Annotated in this window: 23 protein-coding genes and 1 pseudogene; 13 read left to right on the top strand and 11 right to left on the bottom strand. The window is 69.4% G+C overall.

Features of this window, described 5'->3' with window-relative positions; translation table 11 throughout:
• Positions 1-25 precede the first annotated feature (25 nt).
• The 3 genes from BM362_RS05865 to BM362_RS05855 are packed head-to-tail and all read left to right on the top strand — an operon-like array spanning position 26 to position 3,347.
• Positions 26-1,495 carry a flavin-containing monooxygenase gene (locus BM362_RS05865; RefSeq protein WP_093572391.1) on the top strand — a complete coding sequence of 490 codons (1,470 nt, stop codon included), beginning with the start codon at positions 26-28 and terminating at the stop codon, positions 1,493-1,495.
• Positions 1,492-2,352, top strand: a complete 861-nt coding sequence (locus BM362_RS05860) for a metal-dependent hydrolase (RefSeq protein WP_067577462.1) — start codon at positions 1,492-1,494, stop codon at positions 2,350-2,352. The genes BM362_RS05865 and BM362_RS05860 overlap by 4 nt, the downstream gene beginning before the upstream one ends.
• A complete protein-coding gene (locus BM362_RS05855) occupies positions 2,349-3,347 on the top strand; it encodes a PDR/VanB family oxidoreductase (protein ID WP_067577464.1) in 999 nt (332 codons plus the stop codon). The genes BM362_RS05860 and BM362_RS05855 overlap by 4 nt, the downstream gene beginning before the upstream one ends.
• Here BM362_RS05855 and BM362_RS05850 read toward each other — a convergent pair.
• Positions 3,344-3,622 carry a YciI family protein gene (locus BM362_RS05850; protein WP_067577466.1) on the bottom strand — a complete coding sequence of 93 codons (279 nt, stop codon included), beginning with the start codon at positions 3,620-3,622 and terminating at the stop codon, positions 3,344-3,346. The two genes, BM362_RS05855 and BM362_RS05850, sit on opposite strands and share 4 nt — an antisense overlap.
• Before the next feature lie 197 nt (positions 3,623-3,819).
• On the opposite strand from BM362_RS05850, the gene BM362_RS05845 reads away from it, so the two are divergent.
• The 4 genes and pseudogenes from BM362_RS05845 to BM362_RS05830 all read left to right on the top strand — a co-directional run bounded on the left by BM362_RS05845 (position 3,820) and on the right by BM362_RS05830 (position 7,115).
• On the top strand, positions 3,820-4,395 hold the full coding sequence (locus tag BM362_RS05845) for a SigE family RNA polymerase sigma factor (protein WP_051172562.1): 576 nt from the start codon (positions 3,820-3,822) through the stop codon (positions 4,393-4,395).
• A gap of 52 nt (positions 4,396-4,447) precedes the next feature.
• The gene (gene nagA, locus BM362_RS05840; RefSeq protein WP_067577468.1) at positions 4,448-5,638 is read left to right on the top strand and encodes an N-acetylglucosamine-6-phosphate deacetylase; all 1,191 of its coding nucleotides are present in this window, start codon (positions 4,448-4,450) and stop codon (positions 5,636-5,638) included.
• Between the two features lie 371 nt (positions 5,639-6,009).
• A pseudogene (locus BM362_RS50445) lies at positions 6,010-6,270 on the top strand (hypothetical protein); the annotation flags it as partial.
• 140 nt (positions 6,271-6,410) lie between these two features.
• A complete protein-coding gene (locus BM362_RS05830; RefSeq protein ID WP_067577471.1) occupies positions 6,411-7,115 on the top strand; it encodes a DedA family protein in 705 nt (234 codons plus the stop codon).
• Positions 7,116-7,177: 62 nt separating this feature from the next.
• On the opposite strand, the gene BM362_RS05825 is transcribed toward BM362_RS05830, so the two are convergent.
• From BM362_RS05825 to BM362_RS05815, 3 genes are all read right to left on the bottom strand, one after another.
• Positions 7,178-8,572 (bottom strand): FAD-binding oxidoreductase, encoded by a 1,395-nt coding sequence (locus tag BM362_RS05825; protein ID WP_067577473.1) that lies wholly within the window; start codon positions 8,570-8,572, stop codon positions 7,178-7,180.
• 50 nt (positions 8,573-8,622) lie between these two features.
• Positions 8,623-9,204, bottom strand: a complete 582-nt coding sequence (locus BM362_RS05820; RefSeq protein ID WP_093572748.1) for a class I SAM-dependent methyltransferase — start codon at positions 9,202-9,204, stop codon at positions 8,623-8,625.
• 74 nt (positions 9,205-9,278) lie between these two features.
• Positions 9,279-10,160, bottom strand: a complete 882-nt coding sequence (locus tag BM362_RS05815) for an SDR family oxidoreductase (protein ID WP_093572389.1) — start codon at positions 10,158-10,160, stop codon at positions 9,279-9,281.
• 90 nt (positions 10,161-10,250) lie between these two features.
• Between BM362_RS05815 and BM362_RS05810 the strand changes: the two genes are divergently transcribed.
• On the top strand, positions 10,251-10,826 hold the full coding sequence (locus BM362_RS05810) for a TetR/AcrR family transcriptional regulator (protein ID WP_093572388.1): 576 nt from the start codon (positions 10,251-10,253) through the stop codon (positions 10,824-10,826).
• Between the two features lie 827 nt (positions 10,827-11,653).
• Here the strand turns inward: BM362_RS05810 and BM362_RS05805 are convergent.
• Positions 11,654-13,168 (bottom strand): MFS transporter, encoded by a 1,515-nt coding sequence (locus tag BM362_RS05805; RefSeq protein WP_093572387.1) that lies wholly within the window; start codon positions 13,166-13,168, stop codon positions 11,654-11,656.
• 89 nt (positions 13,169-13,257) lie between these two features.
• Here BM362_RS05805 and BM362_RS05800 point away from each other — a divergent pair, with 89 nt between their 5' ends.
• Entirely contained in the window at positions 13,258-13,869 is a 612-nt protein-coding gene (locus BM362_RS05800; RefSeq protein ID WP_067577481.1) for a TetR/AcrR family transcriptional regulator, read from the top strand.
• Positions 13,870-13,903: 34 nt separating this feature from the next.
• On the opposite strand, the gene BM362_RS05795 is transcribed toward BM362_RS05800, so the two are convergent.
• On the bottom strand, positions 13,904-14,329 hold the full coding sequence (locus BM362_RS05795; RefSeq protein ID WP_067577484.1) for a PPOX class F420-dependent oxidoreductase: 426 nt from the start codon (positions 14,327-14,329) through the stop codon (positions 13,904-13,906).
• A 251-nt stretch (positions 14,330-14,580) separates the two neighbouring features.
• On the opposite strand from BM362_RS05795, the gene BM362_RS05790 reads away from it, so the two are divergent.
• From BM362_RS05790 to BM362_RS05775, 4 genes are all read left to right on the top strand, one after another.
• The gene (locus BM362_RS05790; protein ID WP_067577486.1) at positions 14,581-15,108 is read left to right on the top strand and encodes a MarR family winged helix-turn-helix transcriptional regulator; all 528 of its coding nucleotides are present in this window, start codon (positions 14,581-14,583) and stop codon (positions 15,106-15,108) included.
• Complete coding sequence (locus BM362_RS05785) at positions 15,105-17,723, top strand: MFS transporter (RefSeq protein WP_067577488.1); 2,619 nt, start codon at positions 15,105-15,107, stop codon at positions 17,721-17,723. The genes BM362_RS05790 and BM362_RS05785 overlap by 4 nt, the downstream gene beginning before the upstream one ends.
• Positions 17,720-18,544, top strand: a complete 825-nt coding sequence (locus tag BM362_RS05780) for a YceI family protein (protein WP_067577490.1) — start codon at positions 17,720-17,722, stop codon at positions 18,542-18,544. Before BM362_RS05785 ends, BM362_RS05780 begins: the two co-directional genes overlap by 4 nt.
• Before the next feature lie 165 nt (positions 18,545-18,709).
• Positions 18,710-19,387, top strand: a complete 678-nt coding sequence (locus BM362_RS05775) for a DedA family protein (protein WP_067577492.1) — start codon at positions 18,710-18,712, stop codon at positions 19,385-19,387.
• A gap of 4 nt (positions 19,388-19,391) precedes the next feature.
• On the opposite strand, the gene BM362_RS05770 is transcribed toward BM362_RS05775, so the two are convergent.
• The 5 genes from BM362_RS05770 to BM362_RS05750 form a co-directional block, all read right to left on the bottom strand.
• Positions 19,392-19,802: a VOC family protein gene (locus BM362_RS05770; protein WP_067577494.1), complete on the bottom strand. Its 411-nt coding sequence runs from the start codon at positions 19,800-19,802 to the stop codon at positions 19,392-19,394.
• Between the two features lie 132 nt (positions 19,803-19,934).
• Positions 19,935-20,678, bottom strand: a complete 744-nt coding sequence (locus BM362_RS05765) for an SDR family oxidoreductase (RefSeq protein ID WP_093572385.1) — start codon at positions 20,676-20,678, stop codon at positions 19,935-19,937.
• A gap of 12 nt (positions 20,679-20,690) precedes the next feature.
• A complete protein-coding gene (locus BM362_RS05760) occupies positions 20,691-21,209 on the bottom strand; it encodes a hypothetical protein (RefSeq protein WP_067577497.1) in 519 nt (172 codons plus the stop codon).
• A 7-nt stretch (positions 21,210-21,216) separates the two neighbouring features.
• The gene (locus BM362_RS05755) at positions 21,217-21,852 is read right to left on the bottom strand and encodes a nucleoside/nucleotide kinase family protein (RefSeq protein WP_009084950.1); all 636 of its coding nucleotides are present in this window, start codon (positions 21,850-21,852) and stop codon (positions 21,217-21,219) included.
• Positions 21,849-22,715 carry a PfkB family carbohydrate kinase gene (locus BM362_RS05750; RefSeq protein WP_093572747.1) on the bottom strand — a complete coding sequence of 289 codons (867 nt, stop codon included), beginning with the start codon at positions 22,713-22,715 and terminating at the stop codon, positions 21,849-21,851. The genes BM362_RS05755 and BM362_RS05750 overlap by 4 nt, the downstream gene beginning before the upstream one ends.
• Positions 22,716-22,722 lie beyond the last annotated feature (7 nt).

Genomic DNA, 22,722 nt, shown 5'->3' with positions numbered 1-22,722 from the left:
CCCCAGCGCAGCGGAGGCCGACAAGATGACCGAGCGGTTCAAGGTCGTGATCGTGGGCACCGGGTTTTCCGGGCTCGGCCAGGCGATCCAGCTCGAAAAAGCGGGCATCCGGGACTACCTGATCCTGGAGAAGGCCGACGAGGTCGGCGGCACCTGGCGGGACAACTCGTACCCCGGCTGCGCGTGTGACGTGCAGTCCCACATGTACTCGTTCTCCTACGCGCAGAACCCCGACTGGAGCCGGTCGTTCTCGCCGCAGCCGGAGATCTTCGACTACCTCAAGGGCGTCGCCGACAAGTACCGGCTGCGCGAGAAGATCCGGTTCGGCACCGAGATCACCGGCGCGCACTGGGACGAGAGCGAACGCCGCTGGACCGTGGAAACCAAGGGCGGTACCGAGTTCTCCGCGCAGTTCCTCGTCGCAGGCGTCGGCGGACTGCACATCCCGCAGATCCCGAAACTGCCCGGGATCTCCAAGTTCAAGGGCCAGACCTGGCATTCGGCGCAGTGGAACCACGAGTTCGACCTGGCGGGCAAGCGGGTCGCGGTGATCGGCACCGGCGCGAGCGCGGTGCAGTTCGTGCCGAAGATCGCGCCCGAGGTCGGCGAACTGACCCTGTTCCAGCGCACTCCGCCGTGGATCATGCCGAAGCCGGACCACGCGATGCCGGGCTGGGCAAGGCAGCTGTTCAAACGCGTTCCGGGCACGCAGCGGCTGTACCGCAACGCGTTGTACTGGATGCTCGAATCCCGCGCGATCGGGTTCAACGGGCATCCGAAACTCATGCGAGCCGCCGAGGTTCTCGCGCGCAGGCACATCGCGAAGGGCATCAAAAACCCCGCGCTGCGCCGGAAAGTCACGCCCGACTACACGATGGGCTGCAAACGCGTCCTGCTGTCGAATGACTATTTCCCGGCACTGGACCGGCCGAACGTCGATGTCGTCACCGACGGCGTCGCCGAGGTCCGCGCGCACAGCATCGTCGACACCGCCGGGGTCGAGCACGAGGTCGACGCGATCATCTACGGCACCGGTTTCAAGGTGACCGACGCGCTGGAGTACCTCGACATCACCGGCGTCGGCGGCCGCGATCTCGCGAAAACCTGGGCCACCGAAGGGATCCAGACGCACAAGGGGATCACCGTGTCCGGGTTCCCCAACCTGTTCTTCCTGCTCGGCCCGAACACCGCGCTCGGCCACAACTCCGTGGTGTTCATGATCGAATCGCAATCCCGCTACGTGGTCGACGCGATCCGGCTGGCCGATTCCCGCGGTGCGGCGGCACTGGACGTGCGGCCGTCAGTGCAGGACGAGTTCCAGGAACAGATCCAGGACAAGCTGGTCAAGGGCGTGTGGACCCAGGGCGGCTGCAAGAGCTGGTACCTCGACTCGAAGGGCGTCAACCGGACGATCTGGCCGGGCTTCACCTGGCGCTACTGGCTGGAGACGCGGCGCGTCGAGCCGAGCGACTACGAACTGAGCGGCCGGTCATGAGCGCCGACCACGAGCAGATCGTGCTCCACGCGCGCGACGTGGAGTTCGACTGGTCGAAGCTGCCGATGCACTGGATTCCCGGGCAGCCGCAGGCCACGCACAGCATCAACGTGCTGCACCTGGCGCTGCCCGAGGGCGAACGCTGGTTCGTCGAGGTGTTCAAGCAGGCCGTGCCGCTGATCCGCGACGAGCGGCTCAAGGAGGACGTGCTCGGGTTCATCGGCCAGGAGGCGATGCACGCCGTGGCGCACGACGGCGCGGCGGAGCACCTGGAGTCCGCCGGGGTTTCCGTGCGGCCCTACATCGCGCAGATGGAGTGGATGTTCCGGCGGCTGCTGGGCGACCGGCCCGGATCGAGCCGGGAATGGCTGATCGAACGGCTCGCGCTGGTCGCGGCGATCGAGCACTACACCGCGTTTCTCGGCCAGTGGATCCTCGACGCGAAGGCGCTCGACGCGGCCGGCGCGGACGAGACGATGCTGGATCTCCTTCGCTGGCACGGTGCGGAAGAGGTCGAGCACCGGTCGGTGGCCTACGACCTGTTCTGCCACCTCGACGGCCGCTACGGTCGGCGGGTGCGTTCGATGCTCGTGGTGACGCCGGTGCTGGCGTGGATTTTCCTGCGTGGCACCCGGTTCCTGATGAAGAACGACCCGACGCGCCCCGGCCGCACCAGCTGGCGGGCCTACCGGCGCGCCGCCCGGCTCGGACTCTTGCCGGGACCGCGCGACCTGCTGCGCGAGATCCGGCCGTACTTCCGGAAGTCCTATCACCCCACCGAAACCGGCAACACCGACCAGGCGGTGGCGTACCTGGCGAGTTCGCCCGCGGCCAAGGCCGCCGACGCTCCGCGATGACCGCACCGCGGTTCCCGCCCCGGCTCGACGGCAGCGGCAGGCGCGACCGGCTGATGTCCACTTTGGTCGCGGTCGGCGCGGCTTATCGAAGGCTGGCCGAGGTTTCCGGTCGACGGCGTCCGCCGGTGCGGGAGATCGACCGTCGGCTGCCGTTGGTCGTCGAGGCCGTGCGCGCTGAGGCCGAGGGCGTGGTGAGTCTCCGGCTCGTGCGGCCCGACTCGACCTCGTTGCCCGCGTGGCGGCCAGGCGCACACATCGATCTGATCCTGCCTTCCGGAACGGTCCGGCAGTATTCGCTGTGCGGCTCGCCTTCGGACCTGTCGCACTACCGGATTGCCGTGCGGCGCATCGGTTCCGCATCGGCCGAGGTGCACGCGCTCACCGCCGGAACCCGCGTCACCGTGCGCGGGCCGCGCAATGCTTTCCCGTTCGTCGCCGCGCCCGCGTACCACTTCGTGGCGGGCGGAATCGGGATCACGCCGATCCTGCCGATGGTGCACCGCGCGGAAGCGAGCGGCGCGGATTGGCGGCTGGTCTACACCGGCCGTGACCGGGAGTCGATGCCGTTCCTCGACGAACTTCCGGCCGAGCGAGTGCGGATCCGGCCGGACACGGAGTTCGGCATCCCGGCGTCCGGCGCGGAACTGCTGGAGGAAATGCCCGCCGGCGCGTCGGTGTACTGCTGCGGCCCGATGCCGATGATCACCGGCGTCCGCGTCGACCTGGCTCGCACGGGTGCCGCCGCGGTCTACTTCGAACGGTTCTCGCCGCCGCCGATCGTGGACGGCGAACCGTTCCGCGTGGTCCTGCGGCGCAGCGGCCGCACCCTCGACGTACCTGCCGACCGCTCCACGCTCGACGTGGTGCGCGAGGTGCTGCCGGACGTGCCGTACTCGTGCCGCCAGGGCTTCTGCGGCACCTGCGAGGTGGCGGCCGAGGACGGCGGGCGCGTGCGGATCTGCGTCGACCGCGGGCCCGCCGTCCTGGAGCTTTAGGGTTCGACCCAGGTCCCCAGCACCGGCTTGAACTCGCGCACCGTTCGCTCGGCCACGACGCCTTCGAGCGCATACGGGTCGTTGTCGATCAGCTCGGCCAGCGCCGTCTCGTCCTCGGCCTGCCAGAGCACCAGCCCGCCGGAGTTGTCGGCGAGGGGACCGGCCACCGCGACGCGGCCCGCGTCGACGTGCTCTTTCAGGTAGTCCCGATGCCGCGGCCGGACGTCGGCCAGCTTCTCCGGGACGTAGCGGATCTCGACGAGGTACCAGGCCATGCGCTTACTCCTGGGGTGAGCACGACAGTGACGCCGCAGACGCTACCGGTGACCGCCGGGCGGACGCACCATGCGAGCGGTGGCAGCGGGAGGCCAACCCGATAGGCTAGGCGCGGGCGGAACCTGTGTGCACGCTGTGCCTATCGCGCACGCGTTGGGGCCTGCGGAGCGGACACGTCGAGGACAGGCGGGGATACATGCTGGAGGGGAACGCGGAACGCAGCGTCGAGGCGACCCTCGGCCACCTGCGGACCATGGACGGGCCGGTCCCGGCGCAGCCGCCGACTGCCCCGTTGAACCTGGAAGACCTCTACCGGCAGCACCGGATGCGGCTCGTGCGCCTCGCCATCCTGCTGGTCGACGAGCCCGCGACGGCCGAGGACGTCGTGCAGGAGGCGTTCACCGGCCTGCACCGCAACTGGGGCAGGCTGCGCGACGCCGCCGCGGCCGTCGGCTACCTGCGCACCGCAGTGGTCAACGGATCCCGCAGCGTGCTGCGCCGGCGCAAGACCGCCCGCGAGTACGTGCCCCCGCACGCGGTGAACGCCCGGTCCGCGGAAAGCCTCGCGATGCTCTCCAGCGAGCACCAGGCCGTGGTCAACGCCCTGTCGAAGCTTCCGCCGCGCCAGCGCGAGGTGCTCGTGCTGCGCTACTACGGCGGGCTGAGCGAAGCGGAGATTTCGGAAGCCGCGGGCATTTCGAAGGGCACCGTGAAGTCAACCGCCAGCCGGGCGCTGGAGGCGCTGCAAAAGGCGATGCAGCCGCCTCAGTGACCTGGGCGGACCAATCTCGCGCTGGTCGACCCCCCTTGGTCCAGACCAATATATGCTGGACCGCGTGAAACACCCCGGAGACTTCGTCATCACGGGCGGCCGCGTCGTGGCCCCGGACCGCGTACTCGACGACGGCTGGCTCGCCGTGTCCGGCGGGCAGATCGCCGCGGTAGGCACCGGAACGCCCCCGAGCAGCCCGGATGCCGCGCCGGTCGACGTCGCCGGGGCGCTGGTCGTGCCCGGTTTCGTGGACACCCACTGCCATGGCGGCGGCGGCGCGTCGTTCTCGACGCTCGACCCGGACGAGATCCGCACCGCGGTCCGCGCGCACCGGCGCCACGGCACCACGACCATGCTCGCGAGCCTGGTCTCCGACCCGATCGACCTGCTCACCGAGCAGATCGCCGCGCTGCGCGAACTCGTGCAGGAGGGCGACCTCGCGGGCATCCACCTGGAGGGCCCGTTCATCTCGCGGGCCCGCTGCGGCGCGCACGATCCGGACACTCTGCGTGAACCGGACACCGGCACCGTCGAGAAGCTGCTGCGCGCCGGACACGGCTCCATCCGGATGGTCACGCTCGCACCCGAGCTGAACGGCGGCGTCAAGGCCGTCCGGCAGCTCGCCGAGTCCGGCGTGATCGCCGCGATCGGCCACACCGACGGCGTCGCTGACCAGCTGGTTCCGGCCATCGACGCCGGCGCGACGGTCGCCACCCACCTGTTCAACGGCATGCGCCCGCTGCACCACCGCGAACCGGGCCCGGTCGGCGTGCTGCTCGACGACGAGCGCGTGACGGTCGAGCTGATCTGCGACCTGGTCCACCTGCACCCGACGGTCGTGCGGCTGGCCGCACAGCACGCGGGCCGCGGCCGGACGGTGCTGATCACCGACGCCATGTCGGCCACCGACGCCGCCGACGGCCGCTACACCCTGGGCAGGCTGGAGGTCGACGTCCACGACGGCGTCGCCACCCTGGACAACGGTTCACTCGCCGGAAGCACGCTGACCATGGACAACGCCTTCCGCAACCTGGTGAAGGGTGCGAAACTCGACGTACTGGACGCCGTCCGGGCGACGTCGGCTCGACCGGCCGAACTGCTCGGCATCGCCGACCGCACCGGCGCACTGCGCCCCGGCCTCGCCGCGGACGCCGTGATCCTGGACGACGACCTGCGCCCGTCCCGGGTACTGCACCGGGGCGAATGGGTGGCCGAGGCGGGCCGGGCTACCTTGAGCACGTGACGAGCTAGCACTTCGACAGGCGGACGGAGCGGATGAGCGAGCCGAAAGACCCGGAACGGTTACTGGCCGACGCGCTGCGTGCACAAGCCGTCTTCGCTCCGCACGCCGTGGCGAACCCGGCAGAAGAACAGGCTGGTTCCGAAGCTTCGGGCACCGGCTCGCAGGGCGCGGTCCAGCCCGGCGCTTCCGGCACGGGCTCGTTCAGCGCGGCCGGTGGTCCCGGCATCTCCGGCCCTGGCGCTTCCGGAACCGGCTCGTTCGGAGCCACTCCGGCCTCCGGAACCGGCTCGTTCGGCGCCACTCCGGCCTCCGGAACCGGCTCGTTCGGGGCCTCGGCCCAGACTGGCGCGCCGTCGCAGACCGGCCCGACCACCGAACTGCCGCCCAACTACGGTCTGCTGTCCGGGGCGGGAGCCGACTCGCTCGCCCGCGAGCGCGCCGCCCTCGACGCGGCCGGCACCTCGCCCGGCACCACCGGCTCGATCCCGCCGGTCGGGGCCTCCGACGCGACCGTCCGCCGCCCCGCTCAGGCGGCACAGAGCGGCCCCCTGCCCGCGCACTGGGTCCTGCTGCTGGCGGTGCTGCTCGGCCTCGCCGCCGGGTCCGTCATCGGCCTGCTGACGCTGATCTGAGCCCGCCACCGCGCCCGCTTGCCCGGACAACCATTCCGGCAGGCACTCCCGGGCCGAGTTCTTAACCCCGATCCCACACCGATGACCTGCGATTCCTTGCCCGATGAGGCGACACTGAGTCACCCTGTACCGTTTTCGGTGTGATTCTCGCCCAGAACACAGTGACCACCATGTCCCTGCTGCCGTCGTGGCTGGACCCGCAGCATCTGCTGAACGGGCTGACGGCCCCCGTGATCGCCGTGCTGTGCTTGATCATCTTCATCGAGAGCAGCGTCTTCCCGGTCCTGCCCGGCGACTCGCTGCTGTTCACCGCGGGCCTGTTCATCGCGAACGGCACGCTGAAGGCTCCGCTGTGGCTGGTGTGCGTGCTGGTCACGGTCGCCGCGCTGCTGGGCAACGTCGTCGGGTACTACCTCGGCTACTTCGCCGGGCCGAAGCTGTTCAGCAGGCCGGACTCCAAGTTCTTCAAGCAGGAGTACGTCGACAAGACGCACACGTTCCTGGAGAAGCACGGTCCGAAGGCCGTCGTGCTGGCCCGGTTCGTGCCGTTCGTGCGGACGTTCATCACCTGGATCGCCGGCATCGGCCGGATGGACCCGAAGCGCTACTTCACCTACACGGTCATCGGCGGCATCCTGTGGGCCGCGGGCATCACCGTGCTGGGGTCGCTGCTGGGCAACATCGGCTTCATCCGGGACAACGTCGACGCGATCTTCGTCCTCATCGTGCTGGTGTCGGTCGTGCCGATCGCCATCGAGTACCTGAAGAGCCGCCGCGAGAAGAAGGACCGCCCGGCCGACGATTCGGCCGACGTCACGCAGCAGATTCCGCGCGTGCGCGACTGAGGTTTCCGCATTCGACCGAAGCGGCGTCCGGGGTTCCGGACGCCGCTTCGTCGTTTCCGGGGTCAGTCGGTCATCGAGAACATCGAGCCCGGGTTGAAGAGGTTTTCCGGGTCGAGGGCCTGTTTGATCTGCCGGTGCACACGGATCCCGACCGGGCCGATCTCGCGGGCGAGCCATTCGCGCTTGATCTTGCCGACGCCGTGCTCGCCGGTCACCGTGCCGCCGAGCGACAGGCCGACGTCGAGGATCTCGTCGAACGCCTGCTGGGCGCGCGCGAACTCGTCCTCGGAATCGGGCGCGTACACGATGGTCGGGTGCATGTTCCCGTCCCCGGCGTGGCCGACGACGGCGATCTTGAGCCCGGCTTTTTCGCTGATCCGTTCGCAGCCGCGGATCAGCTCGGCGATCCGGGTGCGGGGCACGCTGACATCGTCGGTGAGCCAGACGCCGTAGGTCTCCAGCGCGGTCAGCACGACGCGGCGGGCCTGCAGCAGCATCTTGCCCTCTTCGAGGTCGTCCGTGGCGTAGACCAGGTCCGCCCCGCAGTCGGTGCAGATCTGCTCAAGCAGCGCCAGTTCGCGGCGGGCCGCCTCGCCGCCCGCGTCGGACTGGCCGAGCAGCAGCGCCTGGCAGTCCGAGCCCGCGCCGAGGTCGGTGTTGAGGTAGGTCTCGGAGGCCTTGATCGACGCCGCGTCCATGATCTCCAGCAGCGACGGCACCAACCCCTCGCGCACCGCCCGCGCGACCGCCTCGCCGGCCGCCTCGGTGGTGTTGAATCCGGCGACAAAAGTGGCCGGGGCCTGCGGAAGGGGCCGCAGCGAGACGGTCGCCTGGGTGATGACGCCGAGTGTGCCCTCGCTGCCGATGAACAGCTTGGTGAGGTCGTAGCCCGCGACGCCCTTGACCGTGCGGCGGCCGGTTTTCAGCAGCGATCCGTCCGCGAGCACGACCTCAAGGCCGAGCACCGAATCGGTGGTCACGCCGTATTTCACGCAGCAGAGGCCGCCTGCGTTGGTGGAGAGGTTGCCGCCGATGGTGCACCAGTCGTAGCTGGAGGGGTCGGGCGGATAGAACAGGCCGTGCTTCTCGACGGCGGACCGGAAGTCGAGGTTGACCACGCCCGGCTGCACGACGGCGAGCCGGTTGCCCGCGTCGACCTCGACGATCTCGTTCAGTTTCACGAGCGAAAGCACGACACAGCCGTCGATGGCGTTGGCCGCGCCGGAAAGCCCGCTGCCTGCCCCGCGCGGCACGATGGGGACTCTCGCTTCGGCACAAGCCCGGACAGTCGCCTGCACTCCTGCGGTATCCGCCGGAAGCACCACCGCCAACGGTTTTCCCGAGGGAGCGAGCGGCATCATGTCGCGCGCGTAGGCATCGGTGACGTCAGCGTCGGTGAGCACCGCGGCCGGGCCGAGGTCGTCCCGAAGCCGCTGGAGGAGGGCGTCGTTGCTCATCTCCGCATGGTAAACCGGGATCTCCGCAGTGTGGAATATTAATTCCGATATTAGCTGGTCCGCTGCGCGCGAAGCACAGTGTCACAGGTGTGCGTGGTGCCCGGTGGAGCTGGCATCACCCGCGGCCGGCTCTCGTTGACGACGACGGTCCACTCGTCGCCGAGAGCCCGCGCGATGTCGTCAGCCTGGCAGTAACCGGCATGCTCCGGCGACAGCTCCCGAGGATCGTGGCTGGCGAAGAGAAACGTCCCGCCGGGCGCGACGGCGTCGAGCAGCTTCCGCAGCACCCCGTCGGCTTCGCGAAGCGGGAAATACTGAACGCTGACCAGGTCGAACGCCCTCGCCGGCACCGGAATCGCGGCCAGATCCGAACAGACCCAGGCGATCCCGGAGCTGGCCACGGCCGCCCGCTGCAACGCGGTACGCGAGATGTCGAATGCCGTCACCTGCCAGCCGCGAGCGGCCAGCCACCGCGCATCAGCCCCTTCGCCGCACCCGACGTCCAACGCCTGCCCCGGCGGCAGCTCCTCGACCTCGGTGACGAGCACCCCGTTGGGTTCGCCGCTGAACACCTGCTCACGGCTGCGGTAGAGGTCCTCCCAGAACTGCGCGGTCTCCCCGGACGGAACCATTTTCGCTGCCACCTCCGCCGTGCACGATTCCGCTGAGCGCGCCGGAGGGCAAGGTTCTTTGCCGGAACCGCACATCAGCCCCGAAGGTTCTCCAGGTCCGCCAACAGGCCGGGATGTTCCGGTGCCCAGCCGAGCGCTTGCTGGGTGTGCGCACTGGACGCGGGCTGGTCGGCCGCGAAAACCGGCCCGAGCGGCCCGTAAGTCTCCTCCGGCACCGATTCGACCGGGAGCCCCAGCCGCCGTCCGATCACCGCCGCGATGTCAGCGACCCGAACGCCTTCGTCGGCGACCGCGTGCCAGGACGTACCGGGCTCCGCGTTTTCCAAAGCAAGCCGGAAGAGAACCGCCGCGTCGAGCGCGTGCACCGCCGGCCACCGCTGCGTGCCGTCGCCCGGATAACCGGACACTCCCGTTTGCCGGGCGATGGTGGTCAGCAGACCGGCAAACCCGCCCTTCCCGTTGTTGTGCACCGTGCGCGGCATGCGTACCGCGGATGTCCGGACCCCACGATCCGCAAGCTCCACAATCTCGGCGACCGTGCGCCCCCTCCCGCCGACGGGCCCGTCGGTCGCAACCGGATCAGCCTCGGTCGACGCGCGACCCGGCGCATACGGCGTCCCGGAAACCGTGACCAACGGCCGATCGCTTCCGAGGAGCGCTTCGGCCTGCGCCTTGAGCGCCGCCGTTTCCTCGGCGACCGCGTTCGCGAGGGCTTCGTCGCTGCTGAACGCATTGGCGAAAGCGAGGTGAACCACCCCATCGGCGTTGGCCGCGGCCTCGCGGATGACATCCAAGTCAGCCAGTGCACCCCGCACCGGCTCAGCCCCCGCTTTCTCGGCCGCCGCGGCGGAGGCGTCGGACCGAACGAGCGCGACGACGGAGTGGCCGTGGCCCAGCAGTTCGGCGACGACCGCGGAGCCGATCAAACCGGTCGCTCCGGTGACGAACACGCGCATGGGATTTCCCCCTCACAGTGATGGGACTCTTGTCCCGTCAGACACTACCAGAGTGACGGGACAAAGGTCTCGTCACATAGGATGGTTTTCATGGCCCGATGGGAACCCGGAGCACGCGAACGGCTGGTCGTAGCGGCCGTCGACCTGTTCGCCGAACAGGGCTACGACGCCACGACGGTCGCGCAGATCGCTGAGCGCGCCGGCGTCACCAAGAGCACGTTCTTCCGGCACTTCCCGGACAAGCGGGAACTGCTGGTGGCCGGTCAGGAAACGCTGAGCCGACTGCTCGCGGAAGGAATCGCCGACGCTCCCGCTGACGCCAGCCCGCTGGAAGCCGTCGCCGGCGGCCTGCGCCGCGCTGCGACCGCGATGGGCCCGATGAACCGGGAACTCGCCCCTCGGCTGAAGGCTGCCGTTGCGGCCAGTACGGAACTCCAGGAGCGGGACGCGTTGAAGAGCGTCGGCCTCGCTGCCGCGATGACTGCGGCCCTGACCGCTCGGGGGCTGCCCGATGCGACTGCGGCGCTCGCTAGCGAGTTGGGGGTGCTGGCTTTCAAGCGGGGGTATTTCGAATGGTCGGAGAGCGATCGCGGGGATGCCGATCCGGCAGAGTTTCTGGTGGCAGCGCTGGAGGAGCTTCGGGCGGCGAGTGCTTCGCTGGACTGAACAGACGGGAGCCCGTCCGCTCCCGCACGCCTTGAGCTGGACGGGATTCGAGCCGGACAAGAGACCTCGACCCTCACCAGCGGGAGCTTGCACCATCAAGGAATAGCCGAACCGCCCGCGCCAGCAGCCGCTCCCGCACGCCTTGAGCTGGACGGCATCCGCCGCGCTCGCCAGTGCACCCGGAAGCGCGGACCGTCAAGCGCGGCAATCCCGCATCGCCACGGAGCCGACGAGCCAGCGGAGTTCCGGTCGCAGCACAGGGGAAGCTTCACGGGCGGACCAGACGGGAGCCGAACCAGCCCAATCCCGCCCGCCTTAGGCCGACCGCCCTCGCCAGCGAACCGGGGGCCCTGACCGACACACGCGGCAACCCCGCATCGCCGGGGAGCGGCTGCAAAGGCGACGGTGCCCCAGCGGAGTTCCGGTCGCAGCGCTGGAGGGAGCTTCGGGCGGCAAGCATTTCACGGGGCGGACCAGACGGGAGCCGAACCCAGCCCAATCCCGCCCGCCTTGGACCGACCGCCCTCGCCAGCGAACCGGGGCCCTGACCGACACACGCGGCAACCCCGCATCGCCCGAGAGCGGCCACGAAGACGACGACGAGCCAGCGGAGTATCTGGAAGAGCCCTGCGCGGCAAGCGCTTGGCTGGACTGACCAAGCGAGATCCGAGCAGTGCCAGCGAATCCACCCGCCCGCGCCTCTTCGGCCGGGCGGCACCCGCGTTGGCGGATAGCCAATCGGTCTGAAGCATTCCCTTGCCCGGCAACCGAAACTGCGCCGCCCGTCAGGCAGGTGGTTTGTGCTCACCTGCCTGACAGGGACCGAATCACGCAGACATCGCGGGCTCCTCCGGTTGGGCTTTCTTCGGGCGGTTTCGCCGACGACCCAACAGGAAGTACGCCTGCAGCGCCGTGTACACGAGGATCGCGGCACCCACCCACGCGCTCGTGTGCAGTGCCGTCACGAAGGATTCTCGGGCGGCGCTCAGCAGCTCCGCACCCTCGGCGACGGGCAGGGAGTGCGCGGTGGCCACCGCGCCGCCCAGGGTGTCGTGGGCTGCGGCGGGCGCGGTGGCTGGCAGGCCTGACTGGTAGACCGCCGTGGCGAGGCTGCCCAGCAGGGCCGTGCCGAGTGCGCCGCCCAGTTCGTAGCCCGTTTCCGAGATCGCCGACGCGGCACCGGCGCGGTTGACCGGGGCGGCGGAGATCACGAGGTCGTTCGTCAGGGTTTCCGACAGGGCCACCCCGCCGCCGACCAGGACGAACGCGACTACGACCGCGGCCAGTCCGGCGTCGGCGCCGATGGTGGTCAGGACCAGGAAGCCGGCCGCGCCGAACAGCAGGCCCAGACTGATCAGGACCGGCACCCGGACTCGGCGGGCGAGCCAGGCGGCGGCGAGGGCGCCGACGACGCCGGCGACCGTCGCGGGCAGCATCCACAGTGCCGCGACCAGCGGCTTCAGGCCGAGGACCAGCTGCAGGTACTGCGGCAGCAGAAACAGCAGCCCGACCAGCGCGAACACGCCCAGCAGGTTCGTGATCACCGACCCGGCGAACCTGCGGTTGGCGAACAACCCGAGGTCCAGCATCGGCTGGTCGAGCCGCCGCTGCCGGCGCACGAACGCCGCGCCCAGCGCGAGGCCGAGCACCATCGCGGCACCGGCCGGCCAGGTCAGCCCTTCCGTCGCGGCGACCTTCACGCCGTAGACGACCGGCAGCATCGTGCCGAGCGACAGCAGCGCCGACCACGGGTCGAAGCGGCCCGGGTTCGGATCGCGGAACTCCGGCAGCAGCAACGGGCCCGCCACGAGCAGCAGCACCATCACCGGCACGTTGATCAGGAAGACCGAACCCCACCAGAAGTGCTCAAGCAGCCAGCCGCCGACGACCGGGCCGACCGCCATCCCGCCGGAGAACGCCGCGCTCCAAATCGCGACCGCGGTGCGCCGCGTGCGGTCCTCGGTGAAGATGCTGCGGATCAGCGACAGCGTGGACGGCATCAACGTCGCGCCGCCGACGCCCAGCAGCGCCCGCGCGACGATCAGCATCAGCGGCGACGTGGCGAACGCCGCCAGCACCGAGGCCGCACCGAACGCGGCACCGCCGATGAGCAGCAGCCGCCGCCTGCCGATCCGGTCGCCCAGCGTGCCCATGAAGACCAGCAATCCGGCCAGGACGAACGAGTAGACGTCGACGATCCACAGCTGTTCCGCGCCCGTGGGCGCGAGATCCTCGCTGAGATAGGGCAGGGCGAACCCCAGGACTGTCGTGTCCACGCTGATCAACAGGACCGGCAGCACCAGAACCGCCAAAGCCCACCACTGGCCTCCGCGCCGCACCATGGCGCACTCTTCCTTCCTTGTACCGTCCAGACGGTACAGTTTCGTTCCTGAGGTAGAAGATAAACCGTCCGGACGGTACAGTCAAGGTGATGGCTAAACCTTCAGCACGTGAACGCATCCTCGGTTCGTACGAGGTCATCCTCGCCGACCGCGGCCCGGCCGAGATCACGCTCGACGCGGTCGCGGCGCACGCCGGGGTGTCCAAGGGCGGCTTGCTCTACCACTTCGGCTCGAAGGACGCGCTGCGCGACGGCCTGCTCGAACGGCTGGAGCGGCTGACCGACGATGACCTCGAACGCGCGCGGAGCGCTCCCGAGGGCGTGGTCCGGCACTACCTGCGCTCGTCGATCACCGACGTCACCCGCGACCTGGCGCTGCACCGCACGACGATGGCCGCGCTCCGCCTGGTCCTCAACGACCCGATCGCGGCGGAGGTGTCGCGGCGCTGCACCGAGCGCACCCGCGAGCTGATGCTGGAGCACGTCGAGGACCCGGTGACGGCGGAGCTGGTGATGCTGGTCGGCGAGGGTCTCTACATGCGCGCGGCACTGGGCGAAGAGGTGACCGGCAGCCTGCTGGAACAGATCGAGGAAATCGCGGACCGGATCGAGGCCGGGGCACCGGCCAAGGCGACGGTCGCGGCGGGACACCTCAGCGGCGCCCGGCTTCAGGTACGTGAGGGGAACCCGGGAGATCTCTGATTTCCCCGCACGTACCGCAAACCCAGCCGAGACCTCAGCGGGCCAGTCCGTAGACCCGCTCGATCTCCACCGTCAGCACCAGCCGCCGATCCGCCACCATCGCCGCGCGGTACTCCGCCCAGTCGGGATGCTCGCCCGACACCTTGCGATACAGCGCGATCAGCGCCTCCACCGCCTCGTCGTCCGGTGCCGAAGCGACCGGCGACAGCACCGCGCGCCCCTCTGCCACCGCGTACGACCACCCGTTCGACGACGCCACGTGGTAGCTCACCCGCGGATCCCGGCGCATGTTCTTCGTCTTCGCACGCGCGTCCGTGATCGACACCTGCAACTGGCGGGCGTCACGATCGAAGTAATGCGTCACCGTCGACAGCTGCGGACGGCCGTCCCGTTTCAGGGTTGCCAGGACCCCCTGCTTGCCCGCCGCGATGAGGTCGTAGAGCGCTGTGTCGTCAGTCATACCTCTATGCAACCCCGGCGAGAGGGATCTGTTCCCGCCCGAAACCCCTAGTGACCAGCGGCGTCCCCATATCGGGAGAAACCGGACGATACCCCTCCGGTTGAAATCTGCTTGCATGCGGCAACTAAAGTGTCTTGTGACACAACCAGGGGTCGGCCGCTTGCGAAATACGCCGTACGGGCACACTCTTGCTTAAGGCAACTAGTTGCAGTCGCCAACCAATGGTTTGCTCCACCCCAAGGAAGACCCACATGGCACCTCAGAACTCCGCCGTCAGGCCAGAGGCCGACCTCGACCTTGCCGACCAGCTCGGGCACGAGCTGGTCCGGTTCATGCGCTTGATCACCAAGGCGAAGTCCCAGGTCGCCAAACACGGGCCGGACGGGATCGAGAGGGCCGCGTACGCGATCCTCTTCTGCCTCGTCCACGAAGGCCCGCAACGCACCAGCAAGCTGGCCGAGTTCCTGCATTCCGAGATCTCCACGATCAGCAGGCAGTCCAGCTCGCTCGTGCAGCACGGACTCGTCGAACGGCAGGCCGACCCCGAGGACGGCCGCGCCTGCCTGCTCGCGCCGACCGCCGAAGGCATCCGCGTCTTCGACGAAAACCGCAAGCACCGCGCCCGGTGGCTGGCCGATGTACTCGGCGATTGGAGCCAGGAGGAGCGCGAGACGCTCAACGAGCTTCTCGCGCGGCTCAACACAGGTATCGAAAAGAACAATCCGTCGCTGTCCGACACCGCGGCGACGGCACAGGCCAAGGGGGCCTCGAACGCATGACGTCCACCGTTGAAAAACAACCTCAGCCGCAAGGGGGCGCGCCCGCTGGCCACAGCGACGGCGCCATGGGGCTGACCCACCGCCAGATCGTCACGATCATCAGCGGCCTGATGTGCGGCATGTTCCTCGCCGCGCTCGACCAGACGATCGTGGGCACCTCGATCGTCCGGATCGCCAACGACCTGCACGGCTTCGACCTGCAGGCGTGGGCGACCACGGCGTACCTGATCACCTCGACGATCGCCACGCCGATCTACGGCAAGCTCTCCGACATCTACGGCCGCAAGCCGTTCTACCTCGCCGCGATCGCGATCTTCGTCGCCGGTTCGGCGGCCGCGTCGTTCTCGACGTCGATGTACGAACTGGCCGCGTTCCGCGCGGTGCAGGGTCTCGGCGCAGGCGGTCTGATGTCGCTGGCCATGACGATCATCGGCGACGTCGTCCCGCCGCGGGAACGCCCGCGGTACCAGGGCTACTTCCTCGCCGTGTTCGGCATTTCGACCGTGCTCGGCCCGGTGCTCGGCGGCTTCTTCGCCGGCTTCGACAGCCTGGCCGGCCTGCACGGCTGGCGCTGGGTCTTCCTGATCAACGTGCCGATCGGCATCATCGCGCTGTTCGTCGTCGCGAAGGTGCTGAACGTCCCGCACAACCGTCATGACCACAAGATCGACTGGTGGGGCGCGCTCACCATGGTCATCGCCGTGGTGCCGTTCCTGATCGTCGCCGAACAGGGCCAGAAGTGGGGCTGGGGCGACCAGAAGTCGATCTGGATGTACATCATCGGCGGCGTCGGCGTCGTGCTGTTCATCGTCGTCGAAAAACTGATGAAGGACGCCGCGCTGATCCCGCTGCGGCTGTTCAAGAACTCGACCTTCACCGTGGCCATCATCGGCGGCGTGATCGTCGGTGTGGCGATGTTCGGCGCGATCACGATGATCCCGCAGTACCTGCAGGTCGTGCAGGGCTACACGCCGACCGAATCGGGTCTGCTGATGCTGCCGCTGATGGTCGGCATCATGTCCAGCTCGATCATCTCCGGCCGGATCACCTCGAAGACCGGGCGCTACAAGATCTTCCCGGTCATCGGCACGATCCTGATCGCCGCGGGCGCGTTCTTCTTCGCCATGGTCAAGTACGACACCCCGATCTGGCACCCGCTGGTGGCCGCGCTGATCATCGGCCTCGGCCTCGGCCAGTGCATGCAGACGCTGATCATCGCGGTGCAGAACGCGGGCCCGCGCAAGGACATGGGCGTGTCGACCGCGTCGGCCACGTTCTTCCGCCAGATCGGCGGTACCGCCGGTGTCGCGGTGTTCCTGACGATTCTGTTCAACGTGCTGCCGGGCAACATCAGCAAGGCGTTCGGCGGCCACATGCCTCCGGGCGCGGGCGGTCAGCTGGGCGATCTGTCGAGCAACACGAGCGTCATCCAGACGCTGCCGGAAGCGGTGCGCACGCCGATCCTGATCGGCTTCACCGAGTCCATCACCACGGTGTTCTGGGTCGCGGGCGGTGTCGCCCTGCTGGCCACGCTGGTGCTGCTGTTCATGAAGGAGATCCCGCTGGCGGGCATGAACCCGGCCGCCGCCGCGGTCGAGGGCGGCGAGGCGCTGCTGGAAGACCTGGACGAGCCGGTTCCGGCCGCGGACGACACCGCCGAGATCAAGACGGGTTCGCTGTTCGAGGAGGCCCCGAAGGAGCCGATGCTCGTCGGAGCCGGTGGCAGGCACGCCCTGACCAACGGCCACGGCGACGCGCAGGCGGTGGCGGATGCCCGGCCGATGCCGATCACCAACTCGGTGGCCGACACCGAATTCGGCACGTCCACCGGCGGCGTCCCGGTCACCGGCCACGTGCGCCGTCAGGACGGCAGCCACGTGAGCGCGGCCGCGCTGACCCTGATCGACCAGCAGGGCCGTCAGGTGGCGCGGGCGACCGGCAACGGCGACGGCAGCTACTCGATCCCGACCCAGGGTCCGGGAACGTACGTGCTGATCGTGTCCGCTCCCGGACACCAGCCGCAGGCCTCCAGCGTGGTGGTCGGCGGGCACCCGGCGAACCTGGACGTCACGCTCACCGGTTCCGGCGAGCTGACCGGGGTGGTCCGTTCGATCGGCACCGCGACCCCGCTGGCGAACGCGACGGTCACGCTGACCGACTCGCGCGGCGAGGTCAACGGCGCGTTCATCACCGCTGAGGACGGCGTCTACACCTTCAGCGGCGTCGGCGCCGGGCAGTACACGCTGGTCGCGAGCGGCCCGCACTACCGCCCGGTCGCGGTCACGCTGACGGTGCCGGACAGCGGCGTGCTGCGCCACGACGTCGAACTCGCCGGCGCGGTGCTGCTCCAGGGCGTCGCGCGTACCGAGGGCGACCGGATCGTGCCGGACGCGCGGATCACCGTGCTCGACGCGAACGGCAACGTCGCGGCGGTGGCCCGCACTGACAGCGAGGGCCGCTACGTGGTCAGCGATCTGCCGATCGGCTCCTACACGGTCGTGGCCAGCGGCTACCCGCCCGCCACCAGCCAGGTGACGCTGAACGACGGCGAAGCCCAGCACGACGTGCGGCTGAGCTACGACCAGGCGCTCGACGAGCTGGTCGATCGGTCATGAGCGGGGGCCTGCGCGCACAGCTGCGCTCGAACGGCGGATGGCCGGTCGAGAACGCGGTGCTCACGGTCACCGACTTGAACGGACGACAGGTCGCGCGGCAGGTCACGGACGCGAAGGGGGCAGTGGTCACTGACCCGCTGCCCCCGGGCGTCTACACCGCCGTGATCACCGCGCCGGGGTACACGCCGTTGGCCCGCACCGTGCAGATCGGCTCCGACGGGGCCGGGTTGCTCGGCGACATCGCGCTCGTGCCGGTCTCCGGCGCGGTCGAGCTGCCGCCGGAGGGTCCGTGGACGATCGACCCGATGCACTCGTCAGTGGTCGCCACCGCGCGGCACATGGGCATCGCGAGCATCAAGGTGCGGTTCCCGGACGTCGCCGGGCGGATCGAGGTCGCCCGGCCGATCGAGCGGTCGAGCGTGCACGCCGAGATCAAGGCGGGCAGCATCGAAAGCGGCATCAAGATGCGGGACGACCACCTGCGCTCGGCCGAATTCCTCGACGTCGACGCGTATCCGCTCATCACGTTCGAAAGCACCGGGCTTTCCCAGCTCGGCACGGACAACTGGGCGCTGCGCGGCGTGCTGACGCTGCACGGCGAACGCCGCGACGTCACGCTCGACCTGCGCTACACCGGGCACGGCCCGGACCCGTGGGGCGGCGTGCGTGCCGCGTTCCACGCCGAAACGCAATTGCACCGCAACGATTTCGCGATCAACTACAGCGCGATGGTGCGGGCGGGCGTGGCCGCGATCGGCACGACCGTCAAGGTGGAGCTGGACATCGAGGCGGTGCAGGGCGAGTCCCTGCCGCAGTTCTAGAGAAAACCGCGACCGGCCGCCCGGGAACTGTTCCGGGCGGCCGGTTCGTTGTCCTGGGCGAAAAGGGTGAACAGTCTGGTTACCCCAGTAATACCCAAAGTCACCGAATGCGGAGGATTCGATGGTTGCGTACTGCAGCCGGTCCCAGCCACGTAGGCTCTTCGCGTGAACCTCGACGCCGCCCAGCCCGCGCACGCCGCGGGGATCGGCCTGAGCTGGCTGGACACCGCCGGCCCGGTGCTCGTCTGGGTCATCGTGCTGTCGTTCGTGCTCGTCGAATGCGCGCTCATCATCGGGCTGTTCCTGCCGGGCGATTCGCTGCTGTTCGGTGCGGGCGTGGTGCTCGCGCAGCACGGCTCGGACCTCAACGCGTGGCTGCTGTCCGGAGCCGCGCTGGTCACCGCCGTGTTCGGCAACCAGATCGGTTACTACATCGGCCGCGGCGCGGGCACCACGCTGATCGCCCGGCGCGGCGGGCGGATGCTCAACCGGCACAACCTCGAACGCGCGCAAGCCTTCCTGGACCGCAAGGGATTCTTCGCGATCGTCGCGGCCAGGTGGATCCCGTGGATCCGCACGCTGGCCCCGCTCATCGCCGGTGCCGCACGGATGGATTCGCGGCGGTTCCTGCTCGCCACCACTGTCGGCGGCCTGCTGTGGGTGCCGACGCTGGTGCTGCTCGGCTACTACGGGGCGGGCCTGCTCGACGCCATCCCGTGGGTCAAGACCGCCGCGCTGTGGGCGAGCATCGCGTTCTTCGTGTTCGGCACCGCCTACGGCGTGCTGCGCTACCGCCAGGAAATGCGGCGTCCGGTCGACGAGCCCGACGACGCGCGCGCCTGAGTTTTCAGGACGGGTCGGACCAGACTTCCAGCTGGATGCCGTCCGGATCGCGGAACACGATCACCGCGGAACCTTCGAAGGTCTGCGACTGCGTCGCGGGCAGGTAGGAGACGCCGTACTCGCGCAGGCGGTCCTCCCATTCAGCGACCTCGGCGCGGGACGACACCGAGAACGCGACATGGTCCAGACCAGTGCGTCTTTCGTCGAACGCGGGCCGTTCGGTGTCTGGATGCTGGACGAGCACCACGGAGAAACCGTCTCCCGCCGAACGCAGAACTACCTTGCGCACCCCGGTTTCCGGGTCTTCGCGCCGATGGCTTTCCTCAAGGTCGAGCACCCGGACGTACCAGGGAACACTTCGGTCCACATCGGTCACGGTGAGCGCCAGATGGTGCACAGACGTGAGCTTGGGCATGACTTTCGCGGCCGTCCTTTCAACCCCTCGTGCCAGACTCGCACACCGGAACGGCCGCTACTGGCGAGTTCACCGAGTTCTGGGGTCAATCGTGATCTGCCCGTCTCCGGGCGTCTCACTGTCCGAGATGAATCAGCGGCCGCCGCCGACCTCCAGCACCGCGCCGACGGTGAAGGACGCCTCCGGGGACAGCAGCCACAGCACGGCCGCCGCGATCTCTTCCGGCTGGCCCGCGCGCCGGAGCGGGATCACGGCGCTGAACCGCTCGGGCCGGTCCGGCATCCCCGCGGCGGCGTGCAGGCCGGTCTCGACCAGACCGGGCGACACGACGTTGACCCGGATTCCCTCGTCGGCGACTTCCTGGGCGAGGCCGAAGCTGAGCGTGTTCACCGCTGCCTTGGACGCCGCGTAGTGCACCCATTCGCCCGCTGAACCGGTCCGCGACGCCGTGGACGAGATGTTCACGATCCCTCCGCCGGAACCGCCGTGCCGCGTCGACAGCCGCCGCACTGCCTCGCGGCAGCACAGGAAAACCCCGGTGACGTTGATGTCCAGCACCCGGCGCACGGTCTCGGCACTCTGCTCGTCGAGCCTGCCGGGGGTGTTGCCGGTGACGCCCGCGTTGTTCACCACGCCGACGAGCGGGCCCAGCTCGGCCGCCGCCGAAAAAAGGTCGCTGACCTGCTGCTCGTCGGACACATCGGCGCGGTGCGCAAGCGCTTGCCCACCGTGGGACCGCACCCGTTCGGCGACCTCCTCGGCCGGGGCCGGGTCGCCGGAGTAGTTCACCACCACGTCGTAACCGCGGGCCGCGGCCAGTTCGCAGATCGCCGCGCCGATGCCCCGGCTGCCGCCGGTGACGACCAAAACCCCCACGAGCACTCCTTGTCAGCCTGGCTTGAGCGGCTCGACGAACTGGGCGTCGAGCCAGCGCATCTGCGCCATCCACATCCACCACGTCGCATCGTCTGGACAGTGCTGCCCGTCGACCGCTTCGCCCCGCAGCCACGCGCCCAGCAGCGCGGTGATCGCCGTGCACACGTCGAGCAGCGCGCGTCCCCACCACCACTGGTGCATCGGAGTGTGCAGTTCGAGGACGCCGCCGTGCTCCGGCAGCACCGACAACGCCCAGTCCAGCCGGGTCCGGACCTCGCTGAGCACCTCCGGTTCGAGCTGCGGTTCGCTGGTGGTCTCCCGCATCCGCTCGACCAGCAACGCCAGCCTCGGATCCGACCCCTGACCAGCGGGTTCGGACAACCGCCGCTCGACCAGCGCGCGCAGCCCGTTCAGGTGGGTGCGCACGAGCGGGATGTACGGCGGGTACAGCACGGCGATCCGGGCGTCGCCGGCACGATCCCAGGTGACCGCGCCGGCGTAGGGATCCCTCGTCGCCGGATCGTCGAACATCACCTGCTCAGAGGGCGAAATTCGTCAGCGGCAGGTTCTCGAGCACGAGGTCGGCGCGGTCGCGGGTGTTCGCGATCAGGTCCGCATTGCGCTGGTCGGAGCCGAGCGCGCGCTGCCGGGCCTCGACCAGCGAACGGCCGTAGCGCCGGTGCCTGGACACCAGCCGCTCGATCCGCTCCGGCTCGTCCGGGGCGAGGAACCACGCCTCGGTGAGGTACTGCCGCACGCCGCTCCACGGGTCGTCCGGAAGCAGCAGGTAGTTGCCCTCGGTGATAACCAGCTGCACCTCGGGCGCGACCGGGACGGCACCGGCGATCGGCTCCTCGATCTCGCGGCGGAACTCCGGCGCGTACACCGTCTCGCGGCCTTCGGCGAGCCGGCGGATCAGGTGCACGTAGCCGGCCGCGTCGAAGGTGTCCGGCGCGCCCTTGCGATCGGTGCGGCCGAGCCGCTGCAGTTCGACCTGGGCGAGGTGGAAACCGTCCATCCCGACGACCGCGGCCCGCGAACCGAGCGCGTTGGCGATCGCCCAGGCCAGCGTGGTCTTGCCGGAGGCGGGCGCGCCGATGATGCCGAGCACGTGCCGTTCCCGCGGTTTGGCCAGCTTCTCGGCCCGCGCCAGCAGATCCTCGAACGCCGTCATCGCACTCCCTCTTCTCTGCTCTTCGCCAGTTCCCCGACCGGCCCGGTCCACGAACGCGGACCGACGTGCCGGACCCGTTCCGCGGCCACCGCGTTCGCGTATCCGATCCAGTCGGCGACCGCGCCTTCGCGCGTCGCGACCGCGTACGCGAGCGCCCCGTGCCACACGTCTCCGGCCCCCAGGGTGTCCCGCGCTTCGACGAGCGGCACGGGGACCTGCCCAGAGTCTTCCGTAGTGCTCCAGGCGACCGGCTCCGGGCCTGCCGTCGTGATCGTCACTGACACTCCGCGTTCGGCCAAACTCGGTGCGGGAGCACGGAACCGCGCTGAACAGGCTGCCACGCGGACCAGTGGCAGCAACTGGTCCAGTACCGGTTTCCAGCTGCCCGCGTCGAGAATGACCGGCACTTCGCGGGTGCGGGCTTCGTCGGCGACAGCAAGCGCCAGCTCGGGGTGGTGCCCATCGACGAGGACGGCGTCCACGCGCTCGAAAATCGGGGCGAGGTCAGGCAGTTCGACCGGCTTGCCGGCGGCGGCGTTGCGGGAGACGACGGTGCGTTCGCCGTCGCCGTCCCGCACCACGACCGCGCTGACCGGCGGTGCCTGCGTGCGTTCTGGAGCGAGATCGACCAGGTCGACGCCGCAGGCTTCGAGGTCAGCTCGGGCGAGCGCGGCCAGCGGGTGGGTGCCGAGAGCCGTCAGGAGGGTCGCTTCGGCTCCGAGCGCCGCGACGGTCACCGCGGCGTTCGTCGCCGGCCCACCGGCCGCGACATCCACCTGCAGCGACTGCACTTTTTCGCTCGGCTCCGGAAATTCCGCGACCCGCTGCACGACATCGACGGTGCACAACCCCGCCAGCAGCACTCGCACG

Source organism: Amycolatopsis rubida (assembly GCF_900115345.1).
GTDB classification, from domain to species: Bacteria; Actinomycetota; Actinomycetes; order Mycobacteriales; family Pseudonocardiaceae; genus Amycolatopsis; species Amycolatopsis rubida.
This window is presented reverse-complemented; position numbering and strand designations above follow the sequence as displayed.

Coding starts and splice junctions, on each gene's coding strand:
- BM362_RS05865 (WP_093572391.1), top strand. CDS start 26: ATGACCGAGCGGTTCAAGGTCGTGATCGTGGGCACCGGGTTTTCCGGG.
- BM362_RS05860 (WP_067577462.1), top strand. CDS start 1,492: ATGAGCGCCGACCACGAGCAGATCGTGCTCCACGCGCGCGACGTGGAG.
- BM362_RS05855 (WP_067577464.1), top strand. CDS start 2,349: ATGACCGCACCGCGGTTCCCGCCCCGGCTCGACGGCAGCGGCAGGCGC.
- BM362_RS05850 (WP_067577466.1), bottom strand. CDS start 3,622: ATGGCCTGGTACCTCGTCGAGATCCGCTACGTCCCGGAGAAGCTGGCC.
- BM362_RS05845 (WP_051172562.1), top strand. CDS start 3,820: ATGCTGGAGGGGAACGCGGAACGCAGCGTCGAGGCGACCCTCGGCCAC.
- nagA (WP_067577468.1), top strand. CDS start 4,448: ATGCTGGACCGCGTGAAACACCCCGGAGACTTCGTCATCACGGGCGGC.
- BM362_RS05825 (WP_067577473.1), bottom strand. CDS start 8,572: ATGAGCAACGACGCCCTCCTCCAGCGGCTTCGGGACGACCTCGGCCCG.
- BM362_RS05820 (WP_093572748.1), bottom strand. CDS start 9,204: ATGGTTCCGTCCGGGGAGACCGCGCAGTTCTGGGAGGACCTCTACCGC.
- BM362_RS05815 (WP_093572389.1), bottom strand. CDS start 10,160: ATGCGCGTGTTCGTCACCGGAGCGACCGGTTTGATCGGCTCCGCGGTC.
- BM362_RS05810 (WP_093572388.1), top strand. CDS start 10,251: ATGGCCCGATGGGAACCCGGAGCACGCGAACGGCTGGTCGTAGCGGCC.
- BM362_RS05805 (WP_093572387.1), bottom strand. CDS start 13,168: ATGGTGCGGCGCGGAGGCCAGTGGTGGGCTTTGGCGGTTCTGGTGCTG.
- BM362_RS05800 (WP_067577481.1), top strand. CDS start 13,258: ATGGCTAAACCTTCAGCACGTGAACGCATCCTCGGTTCGTACGAGGTC.
- BM362_RS05795 (WP_067577484.1), bottom strand. CDS start 14,329: ATGACTGACGACACAGCGCTCTACGACCTCATCGCGGCGGGCAAGCAG.
- BM362_RS05790 (WP_067577486.1), top strand. CDS start 14,581: ATGGCACCTCAGAACTCCGCCGTCAGGCCAGAGGCCGACCTCGACCTT.
- BM362_RS05785 (WP_067577488.1), top strand. CDS start 15,105: ATGACGTCCACCGTTGAAAAACAACCTCAGCCGCAAGGGGGCGCGCCC.
- BM362_RS05780 (WP_067577490.1), top strand. CDS start 17,720: ATGAGCGGGGGCCTGCGCGCACAGCTGCGCTCGAACGGCGGATGGCCG.
- BM362_RS05770 (WP_067577494.1), bottom strand. CDS start 19,802: ATGCCCAAGCTCACGTCTGTGCACCATCTGGCGCTCACCGTGACCGAT.
- BM362_RS05760 (WP_067577497.1), bottom strand. CDS start 21,209: ATGTTCGACGATCCGGCGACGAGGGATCCCTACGCCGGCGCGGTCACC.
- BM362_RS05755 (WP_009084950.1), bottom strand. CDS start 21,852: ATGACGGCGTTCGAGGATCTGCTGGCGCGGGCCGAGAAGCTGGCCAAA.